This is a genomic window from Methanothrix sp., assembly GCF_030055635.1.
Classification (GTDB): domain Archaea; phylum Halobacteriota; class Methanosarcinia; order Methanotrichales; family Methanotrichaceae; genus Methanothrix_B.
The window spans coordinates 141187-167025 of record NZ_JASFYM010000001.1; the positions used below are offsets into that span (position 1 = coordinate 141187).

The 25839-nt window shown below is 54.8% G+C and carries 31 protein-coding genes; 26 read left to right on the top strand and 5 right to left on the bottom strand.

From position 1 onward, the window contains the following. Positions 1-5: 5 nt before the first annotated feature. Genes hemA through QFX31_RS00745 form a run of 4 tightly spaced genes read right to left on the bottom strand, consistent with a single transcriptional unit; the run spans position 6 to position 4462 of the window. Positions 6-1259, bottom strand: a complete 1254-nt coding sequence (hemA, locus tag QFX31_RS00730; RefSeq protein WP_348530237.1) for a glutamyl-tRNA reductase — start codon at positions 1257-1259, stop codon at positions 6-8. Beyond that, on the bottom strand, positions 1207-1911 hold the full coding sequence (locus QFX31_RS00735) for a bifunctional precorrin-2 dehydrogenase/sirohydrochlorin ferrochelatase (RefSeq protein WP_348530238.1): 705 nt from the start codon (positions 1909-1911) through the stop codon (positions 1207-1209). Before QFX31_RS00735 ends, hemA begins: the two co-directional genes overlap by 53 nt. Beyond that, positions 1908-2375 (bottom strand): siroheme decarboxylase subunit beta, encoded by a 468-nt coding sequence (gene ahbB / locus QFX31_RS00740; RefSeq protein WP_348530239.1) that lies wholly within the window; start codon positions 2373-2375, stop codon positions 1908-1910. Before ahbB ends, QFX31_RS00735 begins: the two co-directional genes overlap by 4 nt. A 26-nt stretch (positions 2376-2401) precedes the next feature. Then, the gene (locus QFX31_RS00745; protein ID WP_348530240.1) at positions 2402-4462 is read right to left on the bottom strand and encodes a NosD domain-containing protein; all 2061 of its coding nucleotides are present in this window, start codon (positions 4460-4462) and stop codon (positions 2402-2404) included. A 466-nt stretch (positions 4463-4928) separates the two neighbouring features. Here QFX31_RS00745 and QFX31_RS00750 point away from each other — a divergent pair, with 466 nt between their 5' ends. Continuing rightward, complete coding sequence (locus QFX31_RS00750; protein WP_348530241.1) at positions 4929-5885, top strand: MoxR family ATPase; 957 nt, start codon at positions 4929-4931, stop codon at positions 5883-5885. A 1-nt stretch (position 5886) separates the two neighbouring features. Next, the gene (locus QFX31_RS00755; protein ID WP_348530242.1) at positions 5887-6741 is read left to right on the top strand and encodes a DUF58 domain-containing protein; all 855 of its coding nucleotides are present in this window, start codon (positions 5887-5889) and stop codon (positions 6739-6741) included. Between the two features lie 190 nt (positions 6742-6931). On the opposite strand, the gene QFX31_RS00760 is transcribed toward QFX31_RS00755, so the two are convergent. Continuing rightward, the gene (locus QFX31_RS00760; RefSeq protein ID WP_348530243.1) at positions 6932-7207 is read right to left on the bottom strand and encodes a hypothetical protein; all 276 of its coding nucleotides are present in this window, start codon (positions 7205-7207) and stop codon (positions 6932-6934) included. Between the two features lie 445 nt (positions 7208-7652). On the opposite strand from QFX31_RS00760, the gene QFX31_RS00765 reads away from it, so the two are divergent. From QFX31_RS00765 to rpl14p, 24 genes are all read left to right on the top strand, one after another. After that, positions 7653-8219, top strand: a complete 567-nt coding sequence (locus QFX31_RS00765) for a hypothetical protein (RefSeq protein ID WP_348530244.1) — start codon at positions 7653-7655, stop codon at positions 8217-8219. Positions 8220-8574: 355 nt separating this feature from the next. After that, positions 8575-9267, top strand: a complete 693-nt coding sequence (locus QFX31_RS00770; protein WP_348530245.1) for an ABC transporter ATP-binding protein — start codon at positions 8575-8577, stop codon at positions 9265-9267. Positions 9268-9281: 14 nt separating this feature from the next. Continuing rightward, positions 9282-10121 (top strand): hypothetical protein, encoded by an 840-nt coding sequence (locus QFX31_RS00775; RefSeq protein WP_348530246.1) that lies wholly within the window; start codon positions 9282-9284, stop codon positions 10119-10121. Positions 10122-10137: 16 nt separating this feature from the next. Next, the gene (locus QFX31_RS00780) at positions 10138-11346 is read left to right on the top strand and encodes an ABC transporter permease (protein ID WP_348530247.1); all 1209 of its coding nucleotides are present in this window, start codon (positions 10138-10140) and stop codon (positions 11344-11346) included. 336 nt (positions 11347-11682) lie between these two features. Further along, positions 11683-12675, top strand: coding sequence for a MarR family transcriptional regulator (locus QFX31_RS00785; protein WP_348530248.1), 993 nt, complete (start codon positions 11683-11685; stop codon positions 12673-12675). Between the two features lie 105 nt (positions 12676-12780). Further along, entirely contained in the window at positions 12781-13488 is a 708-nt protein-coding gene (locus tag QFX31_RS00790; protein WP_348530249.1) for a hypothetical protein, read from the top strand. Positions 13489-13720: 232 nt separating this feature from the next. Further along, positions 13721-14287: a hypothetical protein gene (locus tag QFX31_RS00795; protein WP_348530250.1), complete on the top strand. Its 567-nt coding sequence runs from the start codon at positions 13721-13723 to the stop codon at positions 14285-14287. Between the two features lie 386 nt (positions 14288-14673). Continuing rightward, positions 14674-15363, top strand: a complete 690-nt coding sequence (locus QFX31_RS00800) for an energy-coupling factor ABC transporter permease (protein WP_348530251.1) — start codon at positions 14674-14676, stop codon at positions 15361-15363. Further along, positions 15360-15644 (top strand): energy-coupling factor ABC transporter substrate-binding protein, encoded by a 285-nt coding sequence (locus QFX31_RS00805; protein ID WP_348530252.1) that lies wholly within the window; start codon positions 15360-15362, stop codon positions 15642-15644. The genes QFX31_RS00800 and QFX31_RS00805 overlap by 4 nt, the downstream gene beginning before the upstream one ends. A gap of 3 nt (positions 15645-15647) precedes the next feature. Further along, on the top strand, positions 15648-16412 hold the full coding sequence (gene cbiQ / locus QFX31_RS00810) for a cobalt ECF transporter T component CbiQ (RefSeq protein WP_348530253.1): 765 nt from the start codon (positions 15648-15650) through the stop codon (positions 16410-16412). Then, on the top strand, positions 16409-17605 hold the full coding sequence (locus QFX31_RS00815; protein ID WP_348530254.1) for an ATP-binding cassette domain-containing protein: 1197 nt from the start codon (positions 16409-16411) through the stop codon (positions 17603-17605). The genes cbiQ and QFX31_RS00815 overlap by 4 nt, the downstream gene beginning before the upstream one ends. A gap of 451 nt (positions 17606-18056) precedes the next feature. Continuing rightward, the gene (locus QFX31_RS00820) at positions 18057-19226 is read left to right on the top strand and encodes an IS256 family transposase (RefSeq protein ID WP_348530255.1); all 1170 of its coding nucleotides are present in this window, start codon (positions 18057-18059) and stop codon (positions 19224-19226) included. A gap of 138 nt (positions 19227-19364) precedes the next feature. Continuing rightward, entirely contained in the window at positions 19365-20198 is an 834-nt protein-coding gene (locus tag QFX31_RS00825) for a putative RNA uridine N3 methyltransferase (protein WP_348530256.1), read from the top strand. After that, positions 20199-21206 (top strand): 50S ribosomal protein L3, encoded by a 1008-nt coding sequence (locus QFX31_RS00830; RefSeq protein ID WP_348530257.1) that lies wholly within the window; start codon positions 20199-20201, stop codon positions 21204-21206. Positions 21207-21218: 12 nt separating this feature from the next. Continuing rightward, entirely contained in the window at positions 21219-21974 is a 756-nt protein-coding gene (gene rpl4p, locus QFX31_RS00835; protein WP_348530258.1) for a 50S ribosomal protein L4, read from the top strand. Continuing rightward, complete coding sequence (locus tag QFX31_RS00840) at positions 21971-22219, top strand: 50S ribosomal protein L23 (RefSeq protein ID WP_348530259.1); 249 nt, start codon at positions 21971-21973, stop codon at positions 22217-22219. The genes rpl4p and QFX31_RS00840 overlap by 4 nt, the downstream gene beginning before the upstream one ends. A gap of 10 nt (positions 22220-22229) precedes the next feature. Then, entirely contained in the window at positions 22230-22940 is a 711-nt protein-coding gene (locus QFX31_RS00845) for a 50S ribosomal protein L2 (protein WP_348530260.1), read from the top strand. A gap of 12 nt (positions 22941-22952) precedes the next feature. Then, positions 22953-23363, top strand: a complete 411-nt coding sequence (locus tag QFX31_RS00850; RefSeq protein WP_342766357.1) for a 30S ribosomal protein S19 — start codon at positions 22953-22955, stop codon at positions 23361-23363. 9 nt (positions 23364-23372) lie between these two features. Next, positions 23373-23831, top strand: coding sequence for a 50S ribosomal protein L22 (locus tag QFX31_RS00855; protein ID WP_348530283.1), 459 nt, complete (start codon positions 23373-23375; stop codon positions 23829-23831). A 1-nt stretch (position 23832) separates the two neighbouring features. Continuing rightward, positions 23833-24651 (top strand): 30S ribosomal protein S3, encoded by an 819-nt coding sequence (locus tag QFX31_RS00860; protein WP_348530261.1) that lies wholly within the window; start codon positions 23833-23835, stop codon positions 24649-24651. After that, a complete protein-coding gene (gene rpmC / locus QFX31_RS00865; RefSeq protein WP_011696865.1) occupies positions 24632-24835 on the top strand; it encodes a 50S ribosomal protein L29 in 204 nt (67 codons plus the stop codon). The genes QFX31_RS00860 and rpmC overlap by 20 nt, the downstream gene beginning before the upstream one ends. Then, on the top strand, positions 24835-25125 hold the full coding sequence (locus QFX31_RS00870) for a ribonuclease P protein component 1 (RefSeq protein ID WP_296608030.1): 291 nt from the start codon (positions 24835-24837) through the stop codon (positions 25123-25125). The genes rpmC and QFX31_RS00870 overlap by 1 nt, the downstream gene beginning before the upstream one ends. Then, on the top strand, positions 25122-25442 hold the full coding sequence (locus tag QFX31_RS00875; RefSeq protein WP_296608028.1) for a 30S ribosomal protein S17: 321 nt from the start codon (positions 25122-25124) through the stop codon (positions 25440-25442). Before QFX31_RS00870 ends, QFX31_RS00875 begins: the two co-directional genes overlap by 4 nt. Beyond that, positions 25439-25837, top strand: a complete 399-nt coding sequence (gene rpl14p, locus QFX31_RS00880; protein ID WP_296608026.1) for a 50S ribosomal protein L14 — start codon at positions 25439-25441, stop codon at positions 25835-25837. The genes QFX31_RS00875 and rpl14p overlap by 4 nt, the downstream gene beginning before the upstream one ends. Positions 25838-25839: the final 2 nt, after the last annotated feature.

The following is a 25839-nucleotide window of genomic DNA, read 5'->3' on the forward strand; positions in this document are numbered from 1 at the left end:
GCGTCTCAATCAGATCCCTCCTGGTTCAGCCTGAAGAGATCCGCAGCATACCTGAGCATCTCGGTGTCGCCCCTCTCAGCAGCGGCTTTCAGGGCCTTTGTCGGCTCTGCGAATATCTTGTTTACAATCGAGTGGCTCATGTCCATGAGAACCTTCTGCTCTATCTCCCCCAGGGTGTGATAGGCGCTGAGCTTGTTCATCGCCCTCCTGACCTCCTGCTCCTTTATCTTCTCAGCCTCTGAGTAGATCCTCGCAAGCAGCTCCTCGGCCTCCTTTCTCTTGTACTTGGCCCTGAGAAGCTCGAGCTCCTCCTCTATTATTGCCTCGACCTTCTCGATCTCCTTCATCCTCAGCCGCATGTTCTCGTCACTTATCTGCTTCAGGCTGTCTATATTGTGAAGCTCCACCCCCTCGATCTCGCGCACCGCCTCATCCACATCCCTGGGATTTGCAATGTCTATGATCAGAAGCTTGTTCTTCCGGCCCTCCATCGCGCGCTCGATATCCTCCTTGAGAAGTATGTAGTGGGGCGCCGAGGTCGCGCTTATCACAACATCCGCATCCCTTATCTTTCTCTTCATCTCCTCATATGGCACAGCTGTGCCCCCGAGAGATGCGGCAAGGGAGAGCGCAGTTCCGAATGTGCGGTTTGTCACATAGAGGGCGCCTATGTTCTTTGATACCAGTGCTTTCGATATCAGCTCCCCGGTCTCGCCTGCGCCTATTACCAGTACAGATTTTCCCTCAAGACTCCCAAGTATCTGCTCGGCGAGATCGACAGCTGCAGATCCAACGGAGACAGAGCGCTCGTTGATGGCGGTCTCCTTCCGGACGCGCTTTCCAACCTGGATGGCCTTCTTGAATGCGGTATCCAGGACCCAGCCTGTGTATCCGAGGCTCTTCGCGATCCTGTAGAGCTCCTTCATCTGGCCGAGTATCTGGTCCTCTCCTATTATCATGGACTCCAGGCCTGAGGCGAGCCTGAGAAGGTGGAGAAGCGACTCGTCATGGTCATGGATGTCTATTATCCTGGAGGAGACCCGGGCCTTCTTTGCTATCTCGAAGAGGACCTTCTCACCGCGGGGGGAGACCACGTATATCTCGACGCGGTTGCACGTCTTGAGGACCGCGCACTCCTCGACGGTGTCATGCGAGGAGACCCACTTCAGGAGAGCCTCGACATCGCCATGCCACGCATTCTCGATCTCACTTATCGAGGCCTTCTTGTGAGTCACCAGCATCGAGGTTATCCTGCTCATCTGGCGTGAGATTCTCCCGGACTCTCATATAGGCCTTTTCATGGGCTCCTGCGATATCGCCATTCTCCAGGCATGACCATATGGATTTATCGGAGACCACAGACCAGAGCAGATCCCGCCTCCTGCTCTGCGGCTCCACGTTCTTTTTCAGATCTTCTCTTATACTGCTCAGTAGATCTGCCATCAGAGCGTACAGCTCCACATCACGCTCCAGCCTCATGCGGATGTACCTCGAGAGCGCCGGTATCCCCGTTGATATCGCGAGGACAACGGATCCCTTTTCTATGATGGATGGCACCACGACCTCCCCCTCCCTGTCGACGCTGTTCACGAGCACACCCTTTCTGCGCGCGATATCCTCCAGAGCTGCATTCAGCGCCTGATTGCTTGTTGCAGGCACCGCGATGAACGCCCCATCCAGAGCTCTCACCGCAATCTCAAGACCATCCTCGCTCATGAGGTCCGCCTTCAAGATCTTAAGCAATCCCTCAGATGCCATTCTGAGAACAGCCGGAGAGAATTCCCTGCTCACAACCAAGAGATCACCGTGGGAGAAAAGCCTGGCCTTGCGCGCTGCCACACCCCCACCGCCGAATATGACAACGCGCCTTCCCTTCAGGTCTATCAAAAGAGGAACGTGGCTTCTGCTCATATCCTCGCGCTCGTCTTCTTGTACTCCCTCTCGCTGAAGAGTACTCTGTACTCCTTCACGCCGGTGGCTTCAGATATTCTGGATGCGATCTTCTCGCACTCCTCCCTGCTTCTTGAATGCACGACCGTGTATAGGTTGTATGGCCACTCCTCGCATGTAGCCCTCTGGTAGCAGTGTGTGACCTCCTCGAAGGAGGCCATTATGCCTCCAATCCTCTCGATATCACCCTCGACCCTCCAGACGATCATCGCGTTAGCGACAATCCCGAGAGCCCTGTGCCCTATCGTGGCCGCGAACCTTCTCACAACCCCGGATTCGCGGAGAGCTCTGAGCCTTGATATCACAGTCCCCTCATCAAGCCCGAGCCTCTCTCCGAGCTCTCTGAAAGGATGGGGAACGATTGGTATCCCATCCTGAGCTGCCCTGAGCAGCGCGAGATCCGTCGGATCCATATCCTCGTACATATCTCCTCCTGCGTGCGCTGAACCTCTCAGGGCAGAGCGGATGACCTCCATCCGCTGTCCCTCTCGAACGGGTAGCGGTCCACGCCCCTCGATGGCACGGTCCTCGGAGAGTCTCCGGGGTTACCTCTCACCTGGTGATCCGACCAGTAATTTCCTCCGATCTCCGGCCCCATGTCCCAGAGGTTGCTCCCGTTGTCCACTGCGTTCTGTCCGAACATGGAACCGTTATCGATGAAGCTGTTGTGGTAAATTCTGTTGTCGTTGCAGTCGGTCAGGCTCAGGCCGACCATGCCGTTGCCCACGAACCTGTTATCGGTTATGTTGCACCCTGAGCTGCTTCCCATTCGCATGCCGAATCTCTCGTTCATGCTGATGCTGTTGCCGATGAACTGGAACCCACGCACGCCGTTCACGAATATCCCCTCCCTGTTCCGGAGAGCGGTGTTATCAGCGGCAGATCCTCCAGATAGCTGCTCGATTCTTATCCCTATGGCGTTGCCGCTCGCGTTGTTCATCGCGAGGACGCACTGGTTCGAGCCAGAGATAGCTATACCGTTGCTGTTTCCTGTCACCTCATTCTCATTCACCGTTGATCTGTGCGATCTCACAAGTCTTATCCCATCCTCTCTGTTCGACAAAATTCTGGAACGAGCGATCTCTGAGGACAGGGCATCGAGGAGATGCATCCCGGCAGTGCAGTTCTCCGCCCGGGAGTCTGTTATCCTCGACCTCCTGTCGCCCTCGAGCCTGAATCCGCTCTCAGTGCAGTCCAGCGCAGCGCTGCTTCTCATAAGAATATCCTGCGAGCGACCGAACCAGAAGCCGATCCCGCAGGCCTCTGCGGTCGTGTTCTCCACCATACAATCTCCTGAATCAAGTATCGACAGGCCTATCTCGCTTCTGGTGAGCCTGCAGTCAGAGATCCTGGAGCTCACCACTCCCACGAGCATGATGGCTGCGCTGCTGTTTGATATGCTCTGGTTTCTCACAGTGATGTTCTCGCAGTCTATGAGACCCACGAAGCCGTATCTCTTATCTATCGAAATGTTGCGTGCACCGACCAGATAAAGAACCGGCCTGCCATCTATCCTGTTCGACTCGTCAATGCTCTGGTTGAAGGAGTTGTCGTCCATTCTGGCCCTTGGATCTGATATGAGCCTGAGGTCGCCGAGGTTGCCTGCTTCTATTCTGAGGTTGTATCTGTTTGAGACCAGCAGGTTCTCCCTGAGCATGTTTCCGCCTGAGCCCTTCATCGATATCCCGTACTCGTTCCTCTCCACGATGTTGCCGATTATACTGTTCCCGGAGGATGATTTCATGAGGAGACCGTTGCCGTTGCGGAGAAGCATGTTCGAGGATATGCTGTTGTTCCTCGAGTCCTCCAGATAAACCCCGGCTATCCTGTTGCTCTCGCATGTGTTGTTCATTATCATGTTGCTCTTCGCCGACTTCAGGCGTATGCCTATGTTTGATTTGGAGAGGTTGTTGGAAACAATGCTGTTGTTGTGTCCGGCCACATCTATCGCATTTCCTGCAGAGGTCACGGTGTTACCGATGATCGTGGAGTCATTGCATCTCACCTCTATGCCAGCTCCCAGCGGTCCTGATATCGTGTTCTCCTCGACGATCGCGGAGCCGTTCAGCCTGATCCCGTATGCAGTGGCTGAGATGGTGTTGTTAGATACCACCCCTCTGTATGCCGCGATTCCTGTGGAGGAGTTTTTGATGCTGCAGCCGGTCACATACGCATATCCCTCTATGACGACCGCCGGCTCCCTGCCGCTCCCGAGGATCGTGAGGTTGGATATGCTGCTTCCGTGGGATATCATCCTGAAGGTCGTCCGGCCCATGCCGTCGATGGTGGCGCCGTATCCCTTTATGGATACCAGCTTGTTGACCTCCACGCTCTCCCTGTAGTAACCCTGCATGACGAGTATCTCATCTCCATCCTGCGCATTTGCGAGCGCCGCGTTCACGCTTCTGATCGCGCCGGTCTTCCCCTGGTCTACAACAAGAGTCCTCGCGCTGGAGGCTGATACTATTACGACCATCAGAACCACGATCAGTGCAGATCTCCACAGGCTCACACTAACTCCTCCAGATGAGTGTAAACCTGCTGGATGATATAGTTTCGCCGGAGCGTATCAGCAAACGTCTAATCCTATCAGGCCAGTTTGTTACGAAATCTTTAAATAATATTACGAAAACGTAACCGTGGAGGCGACCAGTTTTAACAGCTGCGGGCCGGGGCAGTCCTCCACCCTGCGGGCCCGCAACCTCCTTGCCAATTCACGGGTGTAGGAAATGCGCCATAGGACCCACATGTTGTGGCATTTCACTTACTCTCTTATGTATAAAGCAACCTGGAGGCCATGCAAGGCGGTTGCTGGAAGCACTCACTCAATCGCCAAGAACGCATGGCAGCACCACAATCTCTCCGAGCCTATCAGATGAATAAGAGCGCTCTTAATGAGTCCCCGATCGCCCGGAGGCAACCTGCTTCCAAAAGATTAAATTGTATGCGCCCGAGTTGAGCTGGGACCGGAGAGATAGATGTCAGAGGATCTGAGTAGCATTTACGCAAGGGCCCCTGCCATATTCCGGGGCATACGTGGCGAGATAGAGAAGGTGATGGTCGGGCAGAGGGTTGCGATAGAGCAGCTTCTTGCAGCCATAATCGCTGGAGGGCATGCGCTGCTCGAGTCCAACCCCGGCCTCGGGAAGACCCTGCTGATAAAGACCACAGCGAAGACCATGAGCCTGAGCTTCAGCCGGATACAGTGCACACCTGATCTGATGCCGGCTGATATCACAGGTACCACGATCATCGAGGAGGTTGACGGGGAGAAGAGGTTCAGGTTCGAGCCCGGGCCGATATTCGCCAACATAGTCCTGGCGGACGAGATAAACAGAGCTTCGCCAAAGACGCAGTCTGCGATGCTCGAGTCGATGCAGGAGAAGCAGGTGACTGTTGGAAACAGAACCTACAGGCTCGATGATCCTTTCTTCGTCCTGGCAACACAGAACCCGATAGAGATGGAGGGGACGTTCCCACTGCCAGAGGCGCAGCTCGACAGGTTCCTCATGAAGATAAAGATGGACTATCCCTCGCCTGATGAGGAGTTCCAGATCATGGAGCGGTACACAGGGCGTGTGGAGCCCCGGGTCCAGAGCGTCGCTAGCAAGGAGGAGATCCTCGGGCTGCAGCAGATAGCGAGAGAGGTGCCGATATCCGAGGATCTCAGGAAGGCGGCGGTGCGGCTCGTGGTATCCACAAGGAAATGGGATGGTGTGAGATACGGGGCCAGCCCCAGGGCCAGCATAGGTCTCATCCTCGCAGCCAAATCGAGAGCGCTGCTCGATGGCAGGAACTACGTCTCCAGGGAGGATCTCCACGTCATGGCCTATCCTGTCCTTAGGCACAGGCTCATACTGACATTCGAGGCTGAGCGGCGTGGCCTGACCCAGGACCAGGTGATAACCGACATACTGAAAGAGTTGAAAATCTGATATGGACACGGAGTTCTTCAAGGAGCTTGAGCGTTTCAGCCTGCTTGTAAGAAAGCGGGTGTCCACAGCTCATATCGGATCCAGAAGGTCCATCAGGTTCGGCCATGGGATAAGCCCTGTGGGATACCGTGAGTACAGGAAAGGGGATGACTTCAAGCTCGTCGACTGGAAGGTGTATGCGAGGACAGAGCGGCTCTACGTCAGAGAGCACGAGGAGGAGAGGAGCCTGCTTGTTCACATCCTGCTGGACTCGAGCGGCAGCATGCGCTTCAACAGAAAGTTCGATCTCGCATCGAGAATTGCAGCAGGCTTTGCGTTCATCGCCACACAGGAGAACGAGAAGTTCTCCGTCTCCACATTCGGCGAGGATCTCAGAGCAGGCGAGCCTGTGAGGGGCGTTGGAAACCTCCTGAAGGTGATAGATCTGCTGGACAGCACGGAGCCCTCTGGTGGCACGGATATCCTGAAGGCATCTGACCAGTTCGACAGGATGATCTCGACGACCAGCCTTGTTGTTCTCATATCAGACATGCTAGATGATCTTGATAAGGTGGAGACAGCGATCTACAGATTGTCACGCCATGACCTCATCGTCGTGCAGATACTCTCCCATGAGGAGCGCGATCTCGGAATAGCGGGGGATGCGAGATTCATCGATATGGAGAGCGGAGAGGCACTGATAACGAGAGTGAGCCAGAGGCTAAGAGACGATTACAGATCCAGGCTCGAGGCGCACAATGCCAGGATATCAGATATATGTGATTCCGTGGGATGCAGTCGATTCCTCTTCGATTCAGAGATGCAGGTGTTCGATGCATTCTTTGAGATACTGAGATCGGGAGTGCTCAAGGTCTGATGCTGGAATAAAGCCATTCTGAACCCAAAAGCCTGAATCGATCTTCTTAAAGGCGGCAGCCCCAAAAATCATATCTCTCCAGCCCAGATCCCATATCTCAGTTGCATGTGACCCCAGGATATCCCTGACAACCTCTACAAAAATGGTAGTGTGAACCCCGCTGATTCAGGCATGCAGGGCTGCCAGAGCATCAGCAGAACAGGCTTCTCACGACCTCTGTCAGTATTGGTCCGGCAGTGTCTATGATCTTCGCCTCGAATATCCAGCCCTTGCCCTCTGGAAGCTTTCCGGTCACCATTATCGCGCATCCCTCGTACTGGCTCAGATCTATCTCATGCGATGCAGCAAGCTCTTCTGCAGAGGTCGCCGGTTTGACTATCTGAGTAAGCCTCACGGTGCAGCAGTGCTCGCGCGGCATCATGATGTTCAGTCTGCCATTTTCAACAATCCCCAGAAACCGATCCATGTGCTTAAACCCCCATGTGAACTACATATATGAAAGGTATGATTAAAAAACTTTGCGATGAATCATGGGGACCTGTCCGAAAGATAAAAAACAGGAACTGAGTATAAAATTAATTTAAGGAAATTTATAAATACTATTTCAGATAATCCAGATCTCTGATTTCTGCGGGATCAGATGGTGTAGATCTCAATGATATGAGTATGCACTGCCTCTTTGGCGAATCGGAAATCGATGTGGTGGCACCGTTCGGTACAGCATATCTGTTCTGGCGTGGGGAAAAAGCCAGGCGGAACGGCGCTTATAGCTCCTTGAACCATCGATTGACTGTTCTGGATATATGCATGCATGTTCGTTCGCCTACATATTTTTAAATCGTTCAAAAAAAAAGCTGGGGCTGTCAGCTCTGAGCTGTCTGTGAGGAGCTGGCATCAAATGGAGGTATCATATGAGGCACTGGAAGATAGTAATGGGTATCCCAAGACTGCTTTTGTTGATCTGCATGATTTGTCTTGTACAGATGGCATGCGGCGAGACCATCGATCTGGGTCCTGTTAGTGTATATATGGATCTGGAGGATCTTAAGGTCCAAAGTGTTGAGAAGGAAGATGCAATTTCAATGGATCACAGCAAAGGTGGCGTTGAGTTTCAGTACACGATATATCCTGCCACCATCACCATGGAGGACGGTCACAGGATCTGGATCGAGGTCCACCAGATGAACGCTCCAGTCCCACTCGATGCTCCAATCTCTGAGCGAGAGGATGCTACAGGGATTGAGCACTGCATCATGGAGTCGAGTATGATGCCCCGTCGTGTGAGTTTCGAGAAGGAAGTGCGCACCATAGATGGACAGGATGGATGGCTTTTCACCATCAACAATGGGGCTCTCTACATAGCTGGATGGAGTCCGGATCAGGTGAATGGATCCGGATCAATCATATGCATTGTGGGGTCTGATCTGCCATGGGAGAGTACCGAGGGGATCTTCGGTTCGCTGAGGACAGATTTTTAGCATCACCTCTTCTTTTTAGGGAAGGCATATCAAACCCCGCATGCAAACAGGATACGCGTGCCCGATGGAAGGCGTTTTAGGGCTGTGGGCTTGAACAGCCATGAGCAGGACATCAGGCATCGATGGTCTCTGGCGAGAAGATCCATGGAGCTTGCAGGGAGAAGCCATGGCACTATCGATGATCCAGTACAAGGATCCTGACATCGTGCATTGAGGCTTGCCTGAGAGCTCTCATGTGACCTTTGCTGCGAAACGGAACGATATGTACGTTCGCCGTACGTTCGATCGGTGTATACTTTATCTATCGTTCCGCTGATCTCTGAACAGTTTCCGTGGGAACCGTGGTGATGCTGGATTGAGGGTTATATCGCTCAGTGACATAAGAAAGACATACATCATAGGCGATGCAGAGCTTCCTGTGCTGAAGGGGATCAACCTCAGCATAGAGTCTGGAGATTTTCTGGCGCTTATGGGGCCTTCTGGCAGCGGGAAGTCAACGCTCATGAACATCATCGGATGTCTTGACAGACCAACCGCGGGCACCTACCTGCTCCTCGATCGTGATATAAGCAAAGCATCCGAGGAGGAGCTCGCGATGGTACGAAGAGACAGAATAGGCTTCATATTTCAGGCGTTCAATCTCATCGGGCGAATATCTGTGCTCAAGAATGTCGAGCTTCCGATGATGTTAAAAGGTATGCCATGTGACGAGCGGAGATCCAGAGCGCTTCAGCTGCTGGAATCCGTTGGCGTGGCCCACAGGGCGGATTTCAGCCCGCTCAACATCTCCGGAGGAGAGAGGCAGAGGGTTGCGATAGCACGGGCGCTAGCAAACAACCCAGAGATCATAATCGCGGACGAGCCCACGGGGAATCTCGATCTCAAAAGCACCGAGGAGGTGATGGATATTCTGAGCGGTCTGAACAGGGAAGGGCGGACGATCATAATGGTTACACACAACCCTGAGATCACAAAGTACTGCAATCGGGTCATCAGAATGAGGGACGGCAGAATACTTGATCAGTCATCTGTGGGGCAATCATCATGAGATTACTGTTGTGGATGATATCATTGCTGCTCATCTCTTCAGGTGCATTCGCTTACATATATCACATGCCTGTGAACATACACTCATCCGTGGACCCGGCGGTTCTCATGCCCGGGGATGAGGCGATAATCGCCATAGAGCTTGAGAACGGCGCAGCCAACTACGGCGCTGGCGGGGAATCGGTCGCAGGAACCTCAGCGCACAGCACGCTCATCTCGACCCCCCTCAATACCACAAAACTCACAGGCACTGACATGATCGAGGTTCTCACAGAGGATTACCATAACCTCGGGATGATCGGCCCCACCGACAGGATCACAATCTACTACAAGATCAGGGCCTCCGGGAATGCCACGAGGGGCACGCATCTTCTCGACTTCGAGGTGCAGGGCGGTTACGATAGCATAAAAATCCACAGAACGATACCTGTGAAGGTGGATCCAGCAGCTGTCACCCTGACGCGAGCTGAGGATACAACCATGGGCACCATCAACCTCAACGTCGCCAACCCGCGCGAGAACAAGGTGAATGCAGTCACAATAATTCCGTCTGCGAGGGGCGTCAGGTTCTCGCCCGAGGAGTACTACATCGGTACCATGGACCCAGACGAGGTCTTCACGATAAGCTTCAAGGTGGATTCCATGGGGCTGGCAGAGCTGAATTCACCCCTGAACCTGAGCTTTGTGGCGAGGTTCAAGAACGGCGAGACCTGGCATGAGTCTGAGGCATATGAGACACGATACTCTCCTCCAAAAGTCGAGCCGAGGCGGAACAATCTTGTCCTTGCTGGCGTGGCGGTTCTGCTCCTGATACCAGCCGCCTATATCTACAGACGAAAGAGGATGAAGGTTTAGGGCCAGGGGCTGCAACATGAAGCTTTACGATATCCTGGATCTGATATCGATAGGGTTCAAGGCTGATCGCTTCAAGACCCTGATGTCCAGCCTTGGGATAATAATAGGAGTCATGGCCATAGTGGTCATGCTCTCCGTTGGCGAGGGTCTTTACTCAGGAGTCTCATCACAGTTCAGCACGCTGGACCTCGATGTCGTACATGTGTTTCCAGGCAGGTTCACCTTTGGGGGGCCGCCGGGCAGGAGCCCGGAGGAGCCGGCCAGGTTCACAGACAAGGACACAAAGCTCCTGGAGAACATACCTGGAGTGAGAAATGTTGCTCCCCAGACCTCCGCAGGTGTGATAGTCAGCTTCAGGAATACAAACGCCTCCGCCACTCTGATCGGGGTCGATCCGGAAAAGGAGCACGATCTCAAATCGAAGATCTCTCAGGGGAGATTTCTCACAGAATCCGACTACACATCGATCGTGATAGGCAGCGGTGTCGCCGATGGGCTCTTCAGAATGAGGATCTCGCCTGGGAACAGGATAATGATATACTATGAGGATAACCACATGGACTTCAAGGTTGTGGGGGTTCTCAGGGAGGAGGAGTCCTCCGGAATGAGAGCGGGCAACATCAACACACAGATGTATGTCACGCATAAGGCCATGAAGGAGCTTTTGGGAAGGGAGAACTACTACTATGGAACTTTCCAGGTGACGGTCGATGATCCTGAGAGCGTCGATGAGGTGGTCGACCGGATAAAGCTCGATCTCGAGAGGTATCACAAGGACGAGGCATATGATGCAACGACAGCGAGGGATATGCTCTCATCCCTGATGAGCATACTTAGCATGATCAAGTATGCGCTTGCCGGAATAGGCGCGATATCGCTTGTCGTTGGCGGGATAGGCATCGCAAATGTGATGATGCTCACTGTGAAGGAGAGGATTCGCGAGATAGGGGTCATGAAGGCACTCGGCGCAACGACGCGTGATATCCGCATCCAGTACCTGCTGGAGGCCGGTATGCTTGGTGTGGTCAGCAGCATCATCGGGATAGTGCTCGGCATCGTAATATCATTTGCAATAGGATCTCTTGCAGGTCTGCCCTCCGCAATAAGGATACAGTCGATGCTCATAGGGATGCTCTTCGGAGCACTATCAACAATAATAGCAGGAGTTTACCCTGCCAACAGGGCAGCAATGCTGGATCCGATCGAGGCGCTGAGGAGCGAGTGAGAAACAACAAATGCTAAAGAAACGATCCAAAATGAGGAGAATGATCGATGATGAGATCTCAGGCCAGTGATTTGTAAGCCGCATTTGAGCACCTTCACGGTAATTTAGTAATATTTCAAGGGGACCGGCCACAGAGCATGTCATTATAACATCTTCATAGATTAAGCTTAATTCGTGTGATGCCAACATCACTTTCGACATCGAAAACCATTTCTACATATTGAAGCAAGTAGACCTCAGAAGATCAGCGCATGTGAAGGCAGTATGAATCGAAAGTCCAGGCTGTTTATCAGAGCTGCGAAGGCCCTATGGCTTTGTACCCTCGTTCTGCTTGTAATGAGCACTGCTGCCATCTCAGCCTATGATAACCGATCTCTCGTCCTGAATGTTTACCTGGACTGGACCGGAAAGGCTCTCATAACCGGATATGCAGACGGCATTGAGGGGCTTCCATTCCTGAACTCATCCCAGTACAGCTATGACAACTCCACATCTCAGCTCTATGCCCTCACAAACACGCTAACATCTAAGGCCGGAGATGCATGGACCCTCCAGATCCAGTCATATGGATTTTACGAGCGGTACAGCATGATGCTGTATCTTCCGGGAGATGCCATGCTCAGCAGCATAAGCCCCTCAGATGGCCTGAGCTATCTTGTATCATCCACAAACCAGTCACTGGCTGTCGATCTTCAGGGATACGATCTCGTGGATCCTTCTGTGGTTATCGAATACAGGCAGCCGCTCCTGACAGCATCAAACCTCTCATCGATAAATACATCTCTCCCGCCGGCAAAGAGGAGCCAGGCGTATTTTGCAGTTGCAGCGGCGTCTCTGATACTGGTCGCATGTGGCAGCGCCTTCTTGATCCTGAGGAGACGAATGGGATCAATAACACCGCGACCTGAGCCGCAGGCGAGCAGCCCGCAGGATATCCCACGGAAGGAACCGGATGGATCGCTCCGCTCTGAAAGCGCCACTGATGATAATGAGATGCACGATGGCACGTTGGATGTCGATCAGCCTGCCGAGGAGATCCCAAGAGCTCCGTTCATCCCGGGCTCTGAGCCGATAGAGATAACGAGTGAGATGGCTGCGGTGATAGAGACTCTGACCGCCAGGGAGAAAGCTGTCATGGAGGCTCTCCTGAAGAGGAGCGGGCGCATGACCCAGGCGGATCTGAGATACGAGACCGGCATCCCCAAGTCGTCCCTGAGCGGCATTCTGAACTCTCTGGAGAGGAGAAAGCTGATAAAAAAGAGAGAATGGGGGAGAACAAACGTTATAGAGATCTCGGAGTGGTTTGTTTCCAGAAAAGAACATTCCTGAACATTCTGATCTCAAAGGGGAATCAAAAAAAGAACGTTCGTCCTGCATGCCTCTTTTATATCGTTCGGTCAGAGCTGATCCTGTCCGAGAGGACGAGGTGATGATGTGTCGAAACTGAAGATTATGGGTGTGCTGGCGCTCACAGCGCTTCTTGCTGTGCCAGCGATGGCCATGCATGGGTGGATGCGCGGCGGATTTGACGATCGCGGATGGGGTCCTGAGGTTGGGCCCGGTGGCATCTGGCTCCTCATGGATGATATCACTCAGGAGGAGCTCGAGAACATGACGCTCGCTGAGATCAGAGAGCTCAGGGAGAAGAAGAGGGCTGAGCTGGAGAACATGACGCTCGCGGAGATCAGGGAGCTCAGAGAGAAAAAGCTTGCACAGATGAACAACATGACGCTTGCAGAGATGAGGGGAAAGGGCCCGGGCTACACGGAGTGCCCATACTGGCCCATGGGTGGAGCGCAGGGTCCGACGGGATTCAGAGGAATGGGGCCATGTGATGCAGAGACATGTGTGGGGTCCATCGGAGGCATCTGGCTCCTGATGGATGACCTCACGCAGGAGGAGCTCGACAACATGACGCTAGCGGAGATCAGGGAGCTCAGGGAGAAGAAGAGGGCCGAGCTGGAGAACATGACGCTCGCAGAGATCAGGGAGCTCAGAGAGAAAAAGCTTGCAGAGATGAACAGCACGACGCTTGCGGAGATGAGGGGAAAGGGCCCGGGCTACACGGAGTGCCCATACTGGCCCATGGGCGGAGCGCAGGGTCCGATGGGAGGACCAAGATTCGGAAAGATGCAGAGATGACTATGATATGGGGTTCCCCTGCAGGATTGCTGGCCTGCTGAGGTCCAGCAATCCTGGTAACCTTTATGTCATGATCTCCCATTGCATATTTATCCATGCACCTGGAGTAGATCTGTATATTCCACAGGAGCATCTGGGCGTGGTGTGATTGATGCATAAACTGGCAGTAGCCCTGATCGTGGGATTCATTGTTATAGGCTCATCCTCTTGCATCTCATTCTCAGGCTTGAGCATGGATGCACCTTCGGATATGCCTCCGCCAGGTCCTCCGCAGGAGCTGGACACGCTGCGGCATGGGATGTGCATACAGGAGGGCTGCATGATCCCGATGCTTCATTACCGTGGTTTCGCTCTGCGCGAAAACACATCCTCCATGCTGAGCGTCTGGGTCGAGGGCATGAGGGAGGTGGAGCCGGCCAGGGCGAGGGAGCTGCTCTCATCGAACATGAGCCTCGAGGAGATACAGTCGGAGATAAGCAGGAGCAACATCACATACAGAGGTGTTCTCCGGATTGCGCAGGATGTTTACCAGATGAGGGGGATTGCCCTCACACGATCTGGAAATATAACCAGAATAGATGCGGAGCTGGCCAGAATCAGCTTCAGAGATGCGAGATCTGGGGAGGAAGCTGGTGAGGTTGTTGGCAACATAAGTCTCACGATCGACGATGATCTGATGCTCGGCAAGGGGAGCATGAGGATCAACTCGGGCGGCGCGAGGGGCAGCTACAGCATCATCCTCGAGATTGTTCCAGAGGGAATGAGAAAAGGCTGGCATCATCAGGCCCCTCGCGTTTGATATGTGTGATCGACGGGTGCAGAACCGAGAGGCCCGAACCGGCAACGGAATACTGAGTTTTATGTAACCTGACACCCCCTCTCATCAATCGAAAGCCTGCCTGTAGAGGCACCGGTCCTGCTATGCGCTCCTGTTGATCTCAGCGATACAAGCACGCAACCTTGGCCAGGTACTAAGATCATCGAACTCAACTGGATGTGCATGCAGGATTTGTGATCTGTTGCGTCTGAGAATGCCGATTCCCGAATTTCCATTCGGTGATTCAACTACACGACCACCTTCTGTTACGTCGCTCAGATACGAGCACCCAAGATCGACATCTGAGTTAAACTTTTTTGATACATAATCAAGTAATCTTTATATATCTGGTACACGGATCAGGGCTCATGCACATCATGGAGGGGTTTCTCCCGCATCCCTGGTGGGAGATCTGGTTTGCGGCATCGCTTCCTTTCGTGGCCTATGGAGTGAGCAGGATTGGCAGAATGGCGCGCGAGCGGCGCGAGACCCTGCCGCTTCTCGCAGTTGCCGGAGCATTCATATTCGTGCTCTCCTCCCTGAAGCTTCCCTCTGTCACAGGGAGCTGCTCGCATCCCACAGGCACCGGGATAGGAGCGATACTCTTCGGGCCATGGATAACATCCGTACTTTCCACAATCGTTCTCCTGTACCAGGCGCTCTTTCTCGCGCACGGGGGCCTGAGCACTCTTGGAGCGAACGTCTTCTCCATGGGGATCGCCGGGCCTGTCGTGGGTTATATGGTGTACAGAGCTGCACAGAGATTCAACCTCTACCTGGCGGTCTTCCTGGCAGCTGCACTGGCAGATCTCGCAACATACATCGTGACGTCGCTGCAGCTCGCGCTTGCATTTCCTGCTGCTGATGGTGGCGTTCTTCTCTCACTGAAGGCATTCGCTGCGGTTTTCGCGATCACGCAGGTGCCGCTGGCGGGTATTGAGGGCGTGATCTCAGCACTGATGTTCAAGTACATACTCCAGGCGAGGGGTGAGGTTCTGCTGAGGCTCAACGTGATATCAAAACCGGATCTTTTGAGGCTGCAGGAGGGTGCGACATGAAGGGAGAGCTCATAGCAATCGCATCGATTCTCATATTCTTCCTGGCATTCCTCTGGACCAGCCAGAGCGGCCTGCACGAATGGGAGGGAGCTGACTCGAAGGCTGAGGGTGTGATAGAGGAGATAACAGGCGGAAGCTACAGCCCGTGGCTTAAACCCCTCTGGGAGCCACCGAGTGGAGAGATCGAGAGCCTCTTCTTCAGCATCCAGGCTGCGATCGGCGGCCTGGTCATAGGGTACTTCCTGGGATACTACAGAAGGAAAGCTGGAGATGAAAACTAGGGCATGCACAGGCTCCTTGACGACTATGCGCATGAGAACGGGTTGAGAGATGTAAGCCCGAGGCTCAAGCTCGCTGTAGGCGCATTCTCCATAATCGCATGCATCGCATCCCCAACGCCCGCTGTGCCCCTTGCGGTGTCAGCATGTCTGGGCGCTGCCGTGATCGCGCTGGCCAGGATACCCTGGAGGGTGTACATCGGCATCACAGCAGTACCCCTCTCCTTCGCTCTCCTGAGCGCCGCGATCGTCGCGCTCCTGAGCCCGGGGGAGGTGCTGATGAGCATCGGCGCTCTCAGGCTCAGCCGCGAGGGTTTGTGGCTCGGACTGCTTCTGGTATCGAGAACGATCGGCGGCACTTCCTCCCTATTCTTCATGGCCCTCACAACCCCGATGACCGAGATCTTCGCCATTCTCAGGTCCATAGGAATGCCGGAGTCGCTGGTGGAGCTCTCGATGCTCATATACCGCTATATCTTCGTCCTTCTCGAGGAGGCGATGATGGTGCACAGCGCTCAGGAGATGAGGATGGGTCACTCCAGCGTCAGGCGTTCCATCAGCTCCTTCGCGATGCTCGCAAGCGTTCTCTTCATAAGAGCCTGGGAGAGGGGAGAGAGGCTGATGGTGGCCATGGACTCCAGGTGCTATAACGGGAGGATGCCTCTGGGTGAGAGCCATGCTGTGAGGCCGGGTCATCTTGTGGCATCTCTTATTTACATCCTCTCGATCACAGCGCTTCTCCTGGCGGTTGTGAGGGGTGGATCTGCTTGAGCGAGATACTGGGTCTCAGGGATGTGTGCTACATCTACGGCGATGGGCATGCTGCTCTCAGGAATGTCACGCTCTCCATAGAGAGCGGCAGCAAGGTCGCCCTAGTCGGGCCAAACGGCGCTGGAAAGTCCACGCTGCTGCTGATGCTGAATGGTACCCTGAGGCCATCGTCCGGGGTGGTCCTGTTCAGGGGCGAGCCGATGAGGTACGATTCTCGCTCTCTTATGGCCATCAGAAAGAGTGTGGGCATGGTCTTTCAGAATTCCGATGACCAGCTCTTCGCCCCCACGGTTGAGCAGGATATCGCATTCGGTCCTCTTAATCTCGGATATCCGAAGGAGAAGATCACGAGATACGTCGGATATGCTCTGAGCTATGTGGGTCTTGAGGAGCACCGGAACCGACCTCCACATCATCTCAGCGGTGGGGAGAAGAAGCGGGTCGCCATAGCAGGGGTCCTTGTTATGGAGCCTGAGGTCTTGGTTCTCGATGAGCCGACGAGCAACCTGGATCCCGCGACATCCGAGGAGATCATGGAGATGCTCGATGAGCTCAACCTCTACGGTAAGACCGTTGTGATCTCCACCCATGATGTGGAGCTTGCGTACCGCTGGGCTGATGAGGTCGTTCTGATGGACAAAGGGGAGATCGTGCGGACCGGCGCGCCTGAGAATGTGTTCGCGGATCCCGATACGCTCAGGAAGGCGCGCCTGAAGCTCCCCGCGGTCCTGGAGATCTACAGGGAGATGCTCGGGAGGGGTCTTCTGGCACCTGTGGATGAGCTGCCCAGGAACATTGTGGATCTGATGCACCTGATAGAATCTGCTGCTGGAATATCGGGGAGAAAACCAGGCAGGATATACATATGCGATATATCAGGCACCCCGCCCTCAAAGATTCGCGATATCCTCTCATCGGGCGCTGTGAGCTACATCGGCGCGATGGGAACGAAGGCCAAGATGGTCGCAAGCGAAGAGCTTCTGGAGCTCGATTTCTCATATGGAGTCGTGGACAAGTGCGTGCTCAAGGCGATAGCAGGCAAGAGCTCTCTCATCATAACATCCGGTGGCATGGTGGAGCATGCTGAGCGCAGGATCCGGTCCTACGCGGAGGAGTTCGGCATCGAGATAGAGGTGATCATCCTTCCCAGGGTGCGAACATCCGCAACAGTGGATAGTATTAATTTATATTAATATTATGTAATCTTTTATTTGTGCACATGCAGAGCAAAAATCAAAATTTATGATTATGGTTCATGGCATCAAAATATTATCATCAATGGAAAGTTATTAATACTCTTATTACAACCATGTACATATGAAACAGATGAAGTGCACTAAATGTGGATACCAGTGGGTGGCGAGGGTGAGCAAGCCGAAGGCGTGTCCGAGATGCAAGGCACGGCTCGACATCAAGAGGAGGAGACGCATCTGAGGGCAGGCTGTGCCCTCCAGATCTCCCCATGGGAGGATCGCATTTGCTTTGGGCTTGCAGGCAAGGGGTACTGGAAAACTGTCTCAGAAATGTAACTGCCCCTGTATCTCCGGCATCTCTCGGCAGCGTGCCGAATTTTCTGTAATTTGATGGTAATGATGAATAAGGGTCCTGTATCCCATAACATGTAAGGAAAACGGAGACAGGACCATGATACCTGTAGACCTCCTGGAAGATTACCTTATCGATCAGGAAGAGGGTTTGAAGAAGCTGTTGACCTACTTTTTGAATCTGGTCATGCAGCTTGAAGCGATTCAGCAGTCGGGTGCGGAGCCGTATCAGCGATCGGAATCGCGCAAAGCGCACAGGAACGGTTACAAGGAGAGGTCGTTGAAGACACGCGTGGGAGAGATCACACTCAAGAAGCCGCAGTTCCGCGAGATGCCGTTTGAGACCAAGGTCTTTGAGAGGTACTCGCGGGTTGAGAAGGCACTTATCAGTGCGGTGGCAGAATCGTATATCCAGGGCGTATCAACCAGACGGATAAAGTCCGTCGTATCTCAGTTAGGTCTCGAGTACCTCTCAGCATCAAGCGTTTCGCGGTTAGCTAAAGAGCTCGATGATAAGGTCGAGGAGTTCCTGAAAAGGCCGATAGAGCGACCAGTTCCGTATATCTTCGTCGATGCAAGCTACTTCAAGGTCAGGGATGGCCCAATGTACGTAACCAAGGCATTCATGATCGTTACAGGAATCCGGGATGACGGATATCGCGAGATACTTGGTGCGAGGATCGCGGATGGAGAGGATGAGAACTTCTGGTATGGTCTGTTCCAGGAGCTGAAGGACCGTGGCCTCTCAGGAGTGAAGCTCGTCGTATCCGATGGCCATAAAGGGATACAAAGCGCTGTTGAAAGCTCATTTCTGGGTGCGTCTTGGCAAATGTGCCACTCTCGACTACGTCGAGAGGCTTCGACGAAGTCGAAGCACGTTCACTTCATAAGAGCTGTCCTGAGAAATGTGGCCAGGAAAGATCTGAAAGAGATTGCCGACAAGCTCAAACTCGCACTCGAACACGAAAGCATGATGGATGTGCTGGTCGGTGAACTGGAAGATAGAGGATATTCAAAAGCCATCGATACCATCGACCGGTTCAGGTTCGGATTGTGGAACTACAAGTCATTCCCCAGGGAGCACTGGAAAAGAATACAGACCACAAACAGCATGGAGCGAATACATAAAGAACTCAAACGAAGATCAAGAGTCGTCGGTGCATTCCCAAGCGACAACGCATTTATCAGGCTCGCTGTATCGATCCTGATGGACATCAACGAAGAATGGATGACCAGTAAAAGGTATTTAACCATGGATAACAGCAAATGAAAACAGGGATTGCAGGACTCACGATCAAAATTACAGCAAAATCGGCACACTACCACGATCCTTTCCTGTGAGGAAAAATAACCATCGATCGTGCAAACCTTTTTATATACGATACCTCCCCTGAGAGAAGGACATCTGATGAGCGGTCCTTGCGAGCGGTCCATACTGATACCGTCCTCGTACACGATGGAGACGGCGGATCTGCGCCTTCGCACCGCGAAGGTCGGGCTTATCGCGAGGGCTGCGGCGGTCTTCCGCATCGACCGGATCGTCGTGTATCGCGATGATGAGTTCGACGATTCCAGGTTCATAAGCACAGTGCTGCGGTATGCAGAGACTCCGCAGTACCTGCGGAAGCTCCTCTTCCCCAGGATGAGGGAGCTGAGGCATGCGGGAGTTCTGCCGCCGCTGAGAACCGCTCATCATCCAGTGGGCTCCAGAAGCTCAACGCTCAAGGTAGGCGAGATAAGAGTCGGAGTGGTAGTAGAAAGCGTCGGATCTGATGGTGGCGCCTGGGTTGAGGTCGGTCTCGACCGCCCTGTACCCCTTAAGTCAGACAGGAGATTCCAGAAGGGGCAGCGCCTGAACGTCAGGATCTTTTCGCTGAGTCCACTCGCCGCTGAGCCTGTGGACCGGAGTGAGATACCCGGATACTGGGGCTACGAGACGACGGTCGTGGAGAGCGCGGAGGAGTACCTCCGCTCCAGGGACGAGTTCATCGTGGCCACATCCAGAAGGGGGACTCCGGTGAGCTTTGATCTGCTCAACCACATAGGGAGATCAAGCTCAAAGGGGCTTGCGGTGGTGTTCGGCTCCCCCGCACGGGGCGTTGATGCGTTTCTGAGCCGCGAGATGCTGGAGAGATGCTGCGTGATCAACACAATTCCGCATCAGGGAACTGAGACGGTTCGTGTCGAGGAGGCCGTCTTCTCGACGCTTGCCCTGCTGAACCTGGTGCGTCTGGAGGAGTAAATGGCAAAGATACACCGACCGAGGCGGGGTTCGCTGGCCTTCAGCCCCAGGAAGAGGGCCAAGAGCGAGGTTCCAAGGATAAGATCCTGGGTCTCAGAAGAGAGGGCCGGAATGGCCGGCTTTGCCGGATACAAAGCTGGCATGACACATGTCATGATGATAGATGACAGGCCGAGAAGCCTCACAGAGGGCATGGAGATCAGCGTGCCTGTGACAGTGGTGGAGGTGCCGCCCATGAGCATAGCAGCGCTCAGGGTGTACGAGACGTACAACGGTGGCATCAGGCCTGCAGGGGAGCTCTGGGCTGAAAACCTGAGCCAGGATCTGGCCAGAGCGATAACGGTTCCAAAGGCGAGAAGGGGCACATCCCTGGAGGATATCGAGTCCAGGGTGGATGAGCTCTGCGAGATCAGGGTTCTGGCCCACACAAATCCAGGTCTGGTGACGGGCATACCCAAGAAGGTGCCTGAGATCATGGAGATACCTGTCACAGGGCGATCTGTGGAGGAGCAGCTCAAAGCAGCGGAGGGGCTTCTCGGCAGCCAGGTGGCTGTGGGCAGCATCTTCAGCGTTGGCGACTGGATTGATGTAACTGCAGTCACAAAGGGAAAGGGAACCCAGGGTCCGGTGAAGCGCTGGGGGATAATGCTCCAGAAGAGAAAGCACTCGCGCACCGGCAAGCTCAGACATGTCGGGAACCTCGGGCCGTGGCACCCGGCGAGGATAAGCTGGAGGGTTCCGCAGCTCGGTCAGACCGGGTACCACCAGAGGACCGAGTTCAACAAGAGGATACTGGCCATAGGCACTAACGGCATGGACATAACCCCCGATGGTGGCTTTGTCGGCTATGGTGTTGTGAGAAACGAGTACATGCTGATAAAGGGAAGCATCCCGGGACCTGTGAAGAGGCTGGTCAGGATGCGCAGGGCGATCAGGCCAGGCGCAGCATTCGGGCCGAAGGCGCCTCAGATACTGTATGTCAGCAGGGAGTCCCAGCAGGGAGTCTGATCGGGGATCACGATGAACGCTAAGATTATCGATATTTCAGGAAATCCGGTCGGCGAGATTGTGCTCCCGGGGATCTTTGAGGAGGAGTACAGGCCGGATCTCATAAAGAAGGCGGTGCTTGCAGCCCAGGCCAACAGGCTGCAGCCCTACGGGCCGCATTTCTACGCTGGCATGAACACCTCAGCGAGGTCATGGGGGCCGGGTCACGGCGTGTCCAGGGTGCCGAGGATCGTCACGGGAAGGAGAGCTGCTGCTGTGCCCATGGCACGAGGCGGGCGTGCGTCCCATCCTCCGGTGCCATCGAAGGTCTTGAGCGAGAAGATCAACGAGAAGGAGAGGATCAAGGCGATAAGGTCTGCTGTGGCAGCTACAGCGAGATCAGATCTTGTGGCCGCTAGGGGGCATGTGTTCAACGGAGAACTTCCGATAGTTGTCAGGGCCGAGATCGAGAGCGTATCAAAGACATCTGAGCTGCGGAAGTTTCTGATGGCTGCGGGCCTCTGGGATGACGTTCTGAGGGCAAAAAATGGAAGAAAGGTGCGGGCCGGAAAGGGCAAGCTCAGGGGAAGGAGGTTCAGGCAGCCCAGGAGCATTCTGATCGTGGCAGCAGAAGATAACGGCATAGGGAGGGCAGCGCGCAACCTCCCGGGTGTCGATTTCGTGACCGCCGATAAGCTGAACGCTGAGCTTCTGGCGCCAGGGACTCACGCTGGCAGGCTCACAGTGTGGAGCGAGCCGTCTCTCAAGGTTCTGGAGGAGAGGCTATGATAATCAAATGCCCTTATGTCCCTGAGAAGGTCACCGGTATGATCGATAGGGACAACACCATAGAGTTCATTGTGGATCTGAAGGCGACAAAGCCGCAGATCAAGAAGGAGATCGAGGAGCTCTATGATGTTGAGGTTATCGATATCAGAACCATGATAACACCCCGGGGCGAGAAGAAGGCTGTTGTAAGGCTGGCTGGTGATAAGACCGCAAATGAGCTTGCCACCAGGCTGGGCCTGCTGTAAGGTGGTTGCGATGGGCAAGAGAATAATATCACAGAACAGGGGCAAGGGAACACCCACATACCGTGCGCCATCACACAGATACAGGGCTGATATAAAGCACATCAAGTTCAGCGGTGATCTTGTTCGCGGTGTTGTGGAGGAGATCGTGCACGACCCTGCCAGAACGGCTCCTGTGGCGCTTGTGAGGCTCGAGAACGGCGAGAAGCAGTATGTTCTCGCCACAGAGGGGACGTATGTCGGTCAGGAGATCGCCTGCGGGCCTGCTGCGGAGATACAGCCCGGCAACACCCTGCCGCTGGCGAGCATACCTGAGGGCATGCCTATATGCAATATAGAGTCGAAGCCAGGCCATGGTGGACAGTTCGCCAGGGCCAGCGGTGTCTACGGGATACTTGTGGCTCACGACGTGGGTGCGACCGTGGTCCAGCTTCCGAGTGGAGAGATGAAGTGGCTGAACCCGAACTGCATGGCGACCATAGGCGTCGTCGCGGGCGGCGGAAGGACGGAGAAGCCCCTGGTGAAGGCCGGAAAGAGCTTTTACAAGTACAGATCGAAGGCTGCGAAGTGGCCAAAGGTCAGGGGTGTGGCCATGAACGCTGTGGACCATCCCTTTGGCGGCGGCGGGCGCCAGCATCCGGGCAGGCCCAAGACCGTGAGCAGGGGCACACCTCCTGGGCGTAAGGTCGGATCGATAGCGGCTCGCAGGACGGGCAAACGCTAGGAGGAGATAGTTGTGGCGAAGAGAGCAGGATCCAAGCTTCCCAAGAGGAAGGAGGAGTTCACCTACAGGGGCTACAGGGTATCTGAGCTCGCAAAGATGCGTCTCGAGGAGATCGCAGAGCTTCTGCCATCAAGGCAGCGGAGATCGCTCAGGCGGGGTCTCTCGAAGGAGCACAGGAAGTTCATGGCGAAGCTCAAGTCAAGAGGAACCGCAAAGACTCACCTGAGGGATGCGATAGTGCTCCCTGAGATGGTCGGGAAGGTCGTGGAGATACACAACGGGAAGACCTTCCAGCGCGTTGAGATCATTCCTGAGATGATAGGCCATTACCTTGGAGAGTACGCTCTCACGAGGGCCAGGGTGATCCACGGCGCTGCAGGCGTCGGAGCAACGCGGTCGAGCAAGTTCGTGCCGCTCAAGTGAGGTGTGCTCGTGGGAAGACTGAACTACTCAATTACCCCTGAGGGGCGGTTTGCCAGGGCGATGGGCGTGGAGCTGCCCATCTCTCCGAAGCATGCCAGGGAGATCTGCAGGGCGATAAGGGGAATGAAGGTCGAGGCCGCGGAGAGGTACCTCCAGGACGTCATAGCCCTGAAGAGGGCGGTGCCGTTCCGGCGGTACAACAGGAACGTGCCACACAGGCGCGGCCTGGTGGGCTGGCCGTCCGGCAGGTTCCCGCAGAAGGCAGCAAGGGCTGTGCTCAGGGTGCTGAAGAATGCGATCGGAAACGCGGAGTACAAGGGTCTCGAGAAGGAGAAGCTGATGATTGGCTATGCCAACACGAAGAAGGGCAGGACTTTCAGGGGATGGATGCCGAGGGCCATGGGCAGGGCCACTCCGAAGAACCAGGAGACCGTATCCATAGAGATGATACTGACAGAGGTGAGATAGTTTGGCTGTTGAGAAGAAGTTCGTCCAGGAGGGGTTCACCAAGGCGCTCGTGGATGAGTATCTTGCGAAGGAGCTGGACCGGGCTGGATACGGCGGCATGGTCATGAACCGCACCCCAATGGGCACTCAGATCACGGTTTATGCTGAGAAGCCCGGCATGGTCATAGGAAAGGGCGGGAAGCTGATACGCAAGATCACCAGAGACCTCGAGAGGAGGTTCAGGCTCGACAACCCGCAGATAGATGTCCAGGACGTCGGGAAGGGCGACCTGAACGCGAGGGTTGTGGCGAACAGGCTCGCAAGCTCGCTGGAGCACGGCTGGTACTTCCGCAAGGCGGGCCAGTCGATGCTGCGCAGGGTCATGGACTCCGGAGCGCTCGGGTGCGAGATAGTGATCAGCGGCAAGCTGACCGGCCCGAGGGCGCGGGTTGAGAAGTTCCTCGCCGGTTACATAAAACACTCAGGAAAGCCGGCTGAGGAGATAGTCGACACAGGCTATGCTGTTGCTGTGAAGAAGCTCGGCGCGATCGGCTGCCAGGTCAGGATCGTTCCGCCAGGCGCTGTTCTGCCGGACGACTTCCAGATAAAGGCGCCTCCGAAGGAGCCTGAGGTGAAGGAGGCCGCGCCTGAGGCTGCGGCAGCGGCTCCAGCAGGGGAGACGCAGGAGCAGAGGGTCGAGGAGAAGAAGAGCGAGCTTGATAAGCTCCTCGATGAGCCGGTGGATACGCCTTCGGCGACGGAAGTGGACCAGGAGCAGGCTCCCCAGGAGCCGGATAGCGGGATGAGCGAGGCTGAGGCCCATGGCGATATTCAGGATTGATGAGATCAGGAACATGAGCTCAGAGGAGCTCGAGGAGGAGCTCCGCAAGCTTGAGGTGGAGCTTATACGCGAGCGGGGTGCTGTGAGGGCAGGTGGCGCTCCTGAGAAGCCCGGAAGGATCAGAGAGATCCGCCGGACGATCGCCAGGATGAAGACGGTACAGAGGGAGCGCGTCAGGAAGTGATGATCAGTCCCGAGAACATAGCCAGGCATGAGCTGATAGGTTTGACGGTCGAGGTGATCGATACCCCAAACCGCACCATGGCTGGCATGAGAGGCTTGGTGGTGGATGAGACGAGGAACACCTTCGTTATCGAGACGCAGCGCGGCCTGAGGCGCGTCCCAAAGGCCCACACAAGCTTCATCTTTACGCTGCCTGATGGGCAGAAGGTGAGGATCGCGGGCTCTGTTTTGATCTCACAACCCGAGAACAGAATAAATAAAAGGATGCAGATATCGAGGTGGAAGATATGAGAGATATAGGACTGGACGTGAGCGCGCCCCAGCAGGCCTGCAACGATCCAAAGTGTCCCTTCCACGGCAGGCTACCGGTTCGCGGCCAGGTCCTAGAAGGGGTCGTGGTCAGCGATAAGATGGCCAGAACCGTGGTTGTCATGAGAGAGTTCAAAAAGAGAATAGCAAAGTACGAGCGGTACGAGAAACGCAGATCCAAGATCCATGCGCACAACCCGCCGTGCCTGGCCGCAAAGGTTGGGGATAGGGTAAGGATAGCTGAGTGCAGACCTCTCAGCAAGACCAAGTCGTTTGTCGTTGTGGAGGTCGTGCGATGAGGGGGAACAAGGCAAAGATCCCGAGGTCGATAAACACCGGGACGTATCTCGAGTGCGCGGACAACACGGGCGCCAGGACGCTGTTCGTCGTCTCCGTGAAGAAGTACCGCGGGGTCAAGAACAGGCAGCCCTGCGCTGGCATAGGGGACATGGTAGTGGTCTCCGTTAAGAAAGGAACTCCTGAGATGAGGAAGCAGATATTCAACGCTGTGATAATCAGACAGAAGAAGGAGTTCAGGAGGCCAGATGGTCTCAGGGTCAAGTTCGAGGACAACGCTGCGGTCATAACAGATGACGAGGGCGTTCCGAAGGGATCCGAGATCAAGGGACCTGTGGCCAGGGAAGTGGCTGAGCGGTTCGGGAAGATCGCCTCATCGGCAGCTATGATAGTGTGATG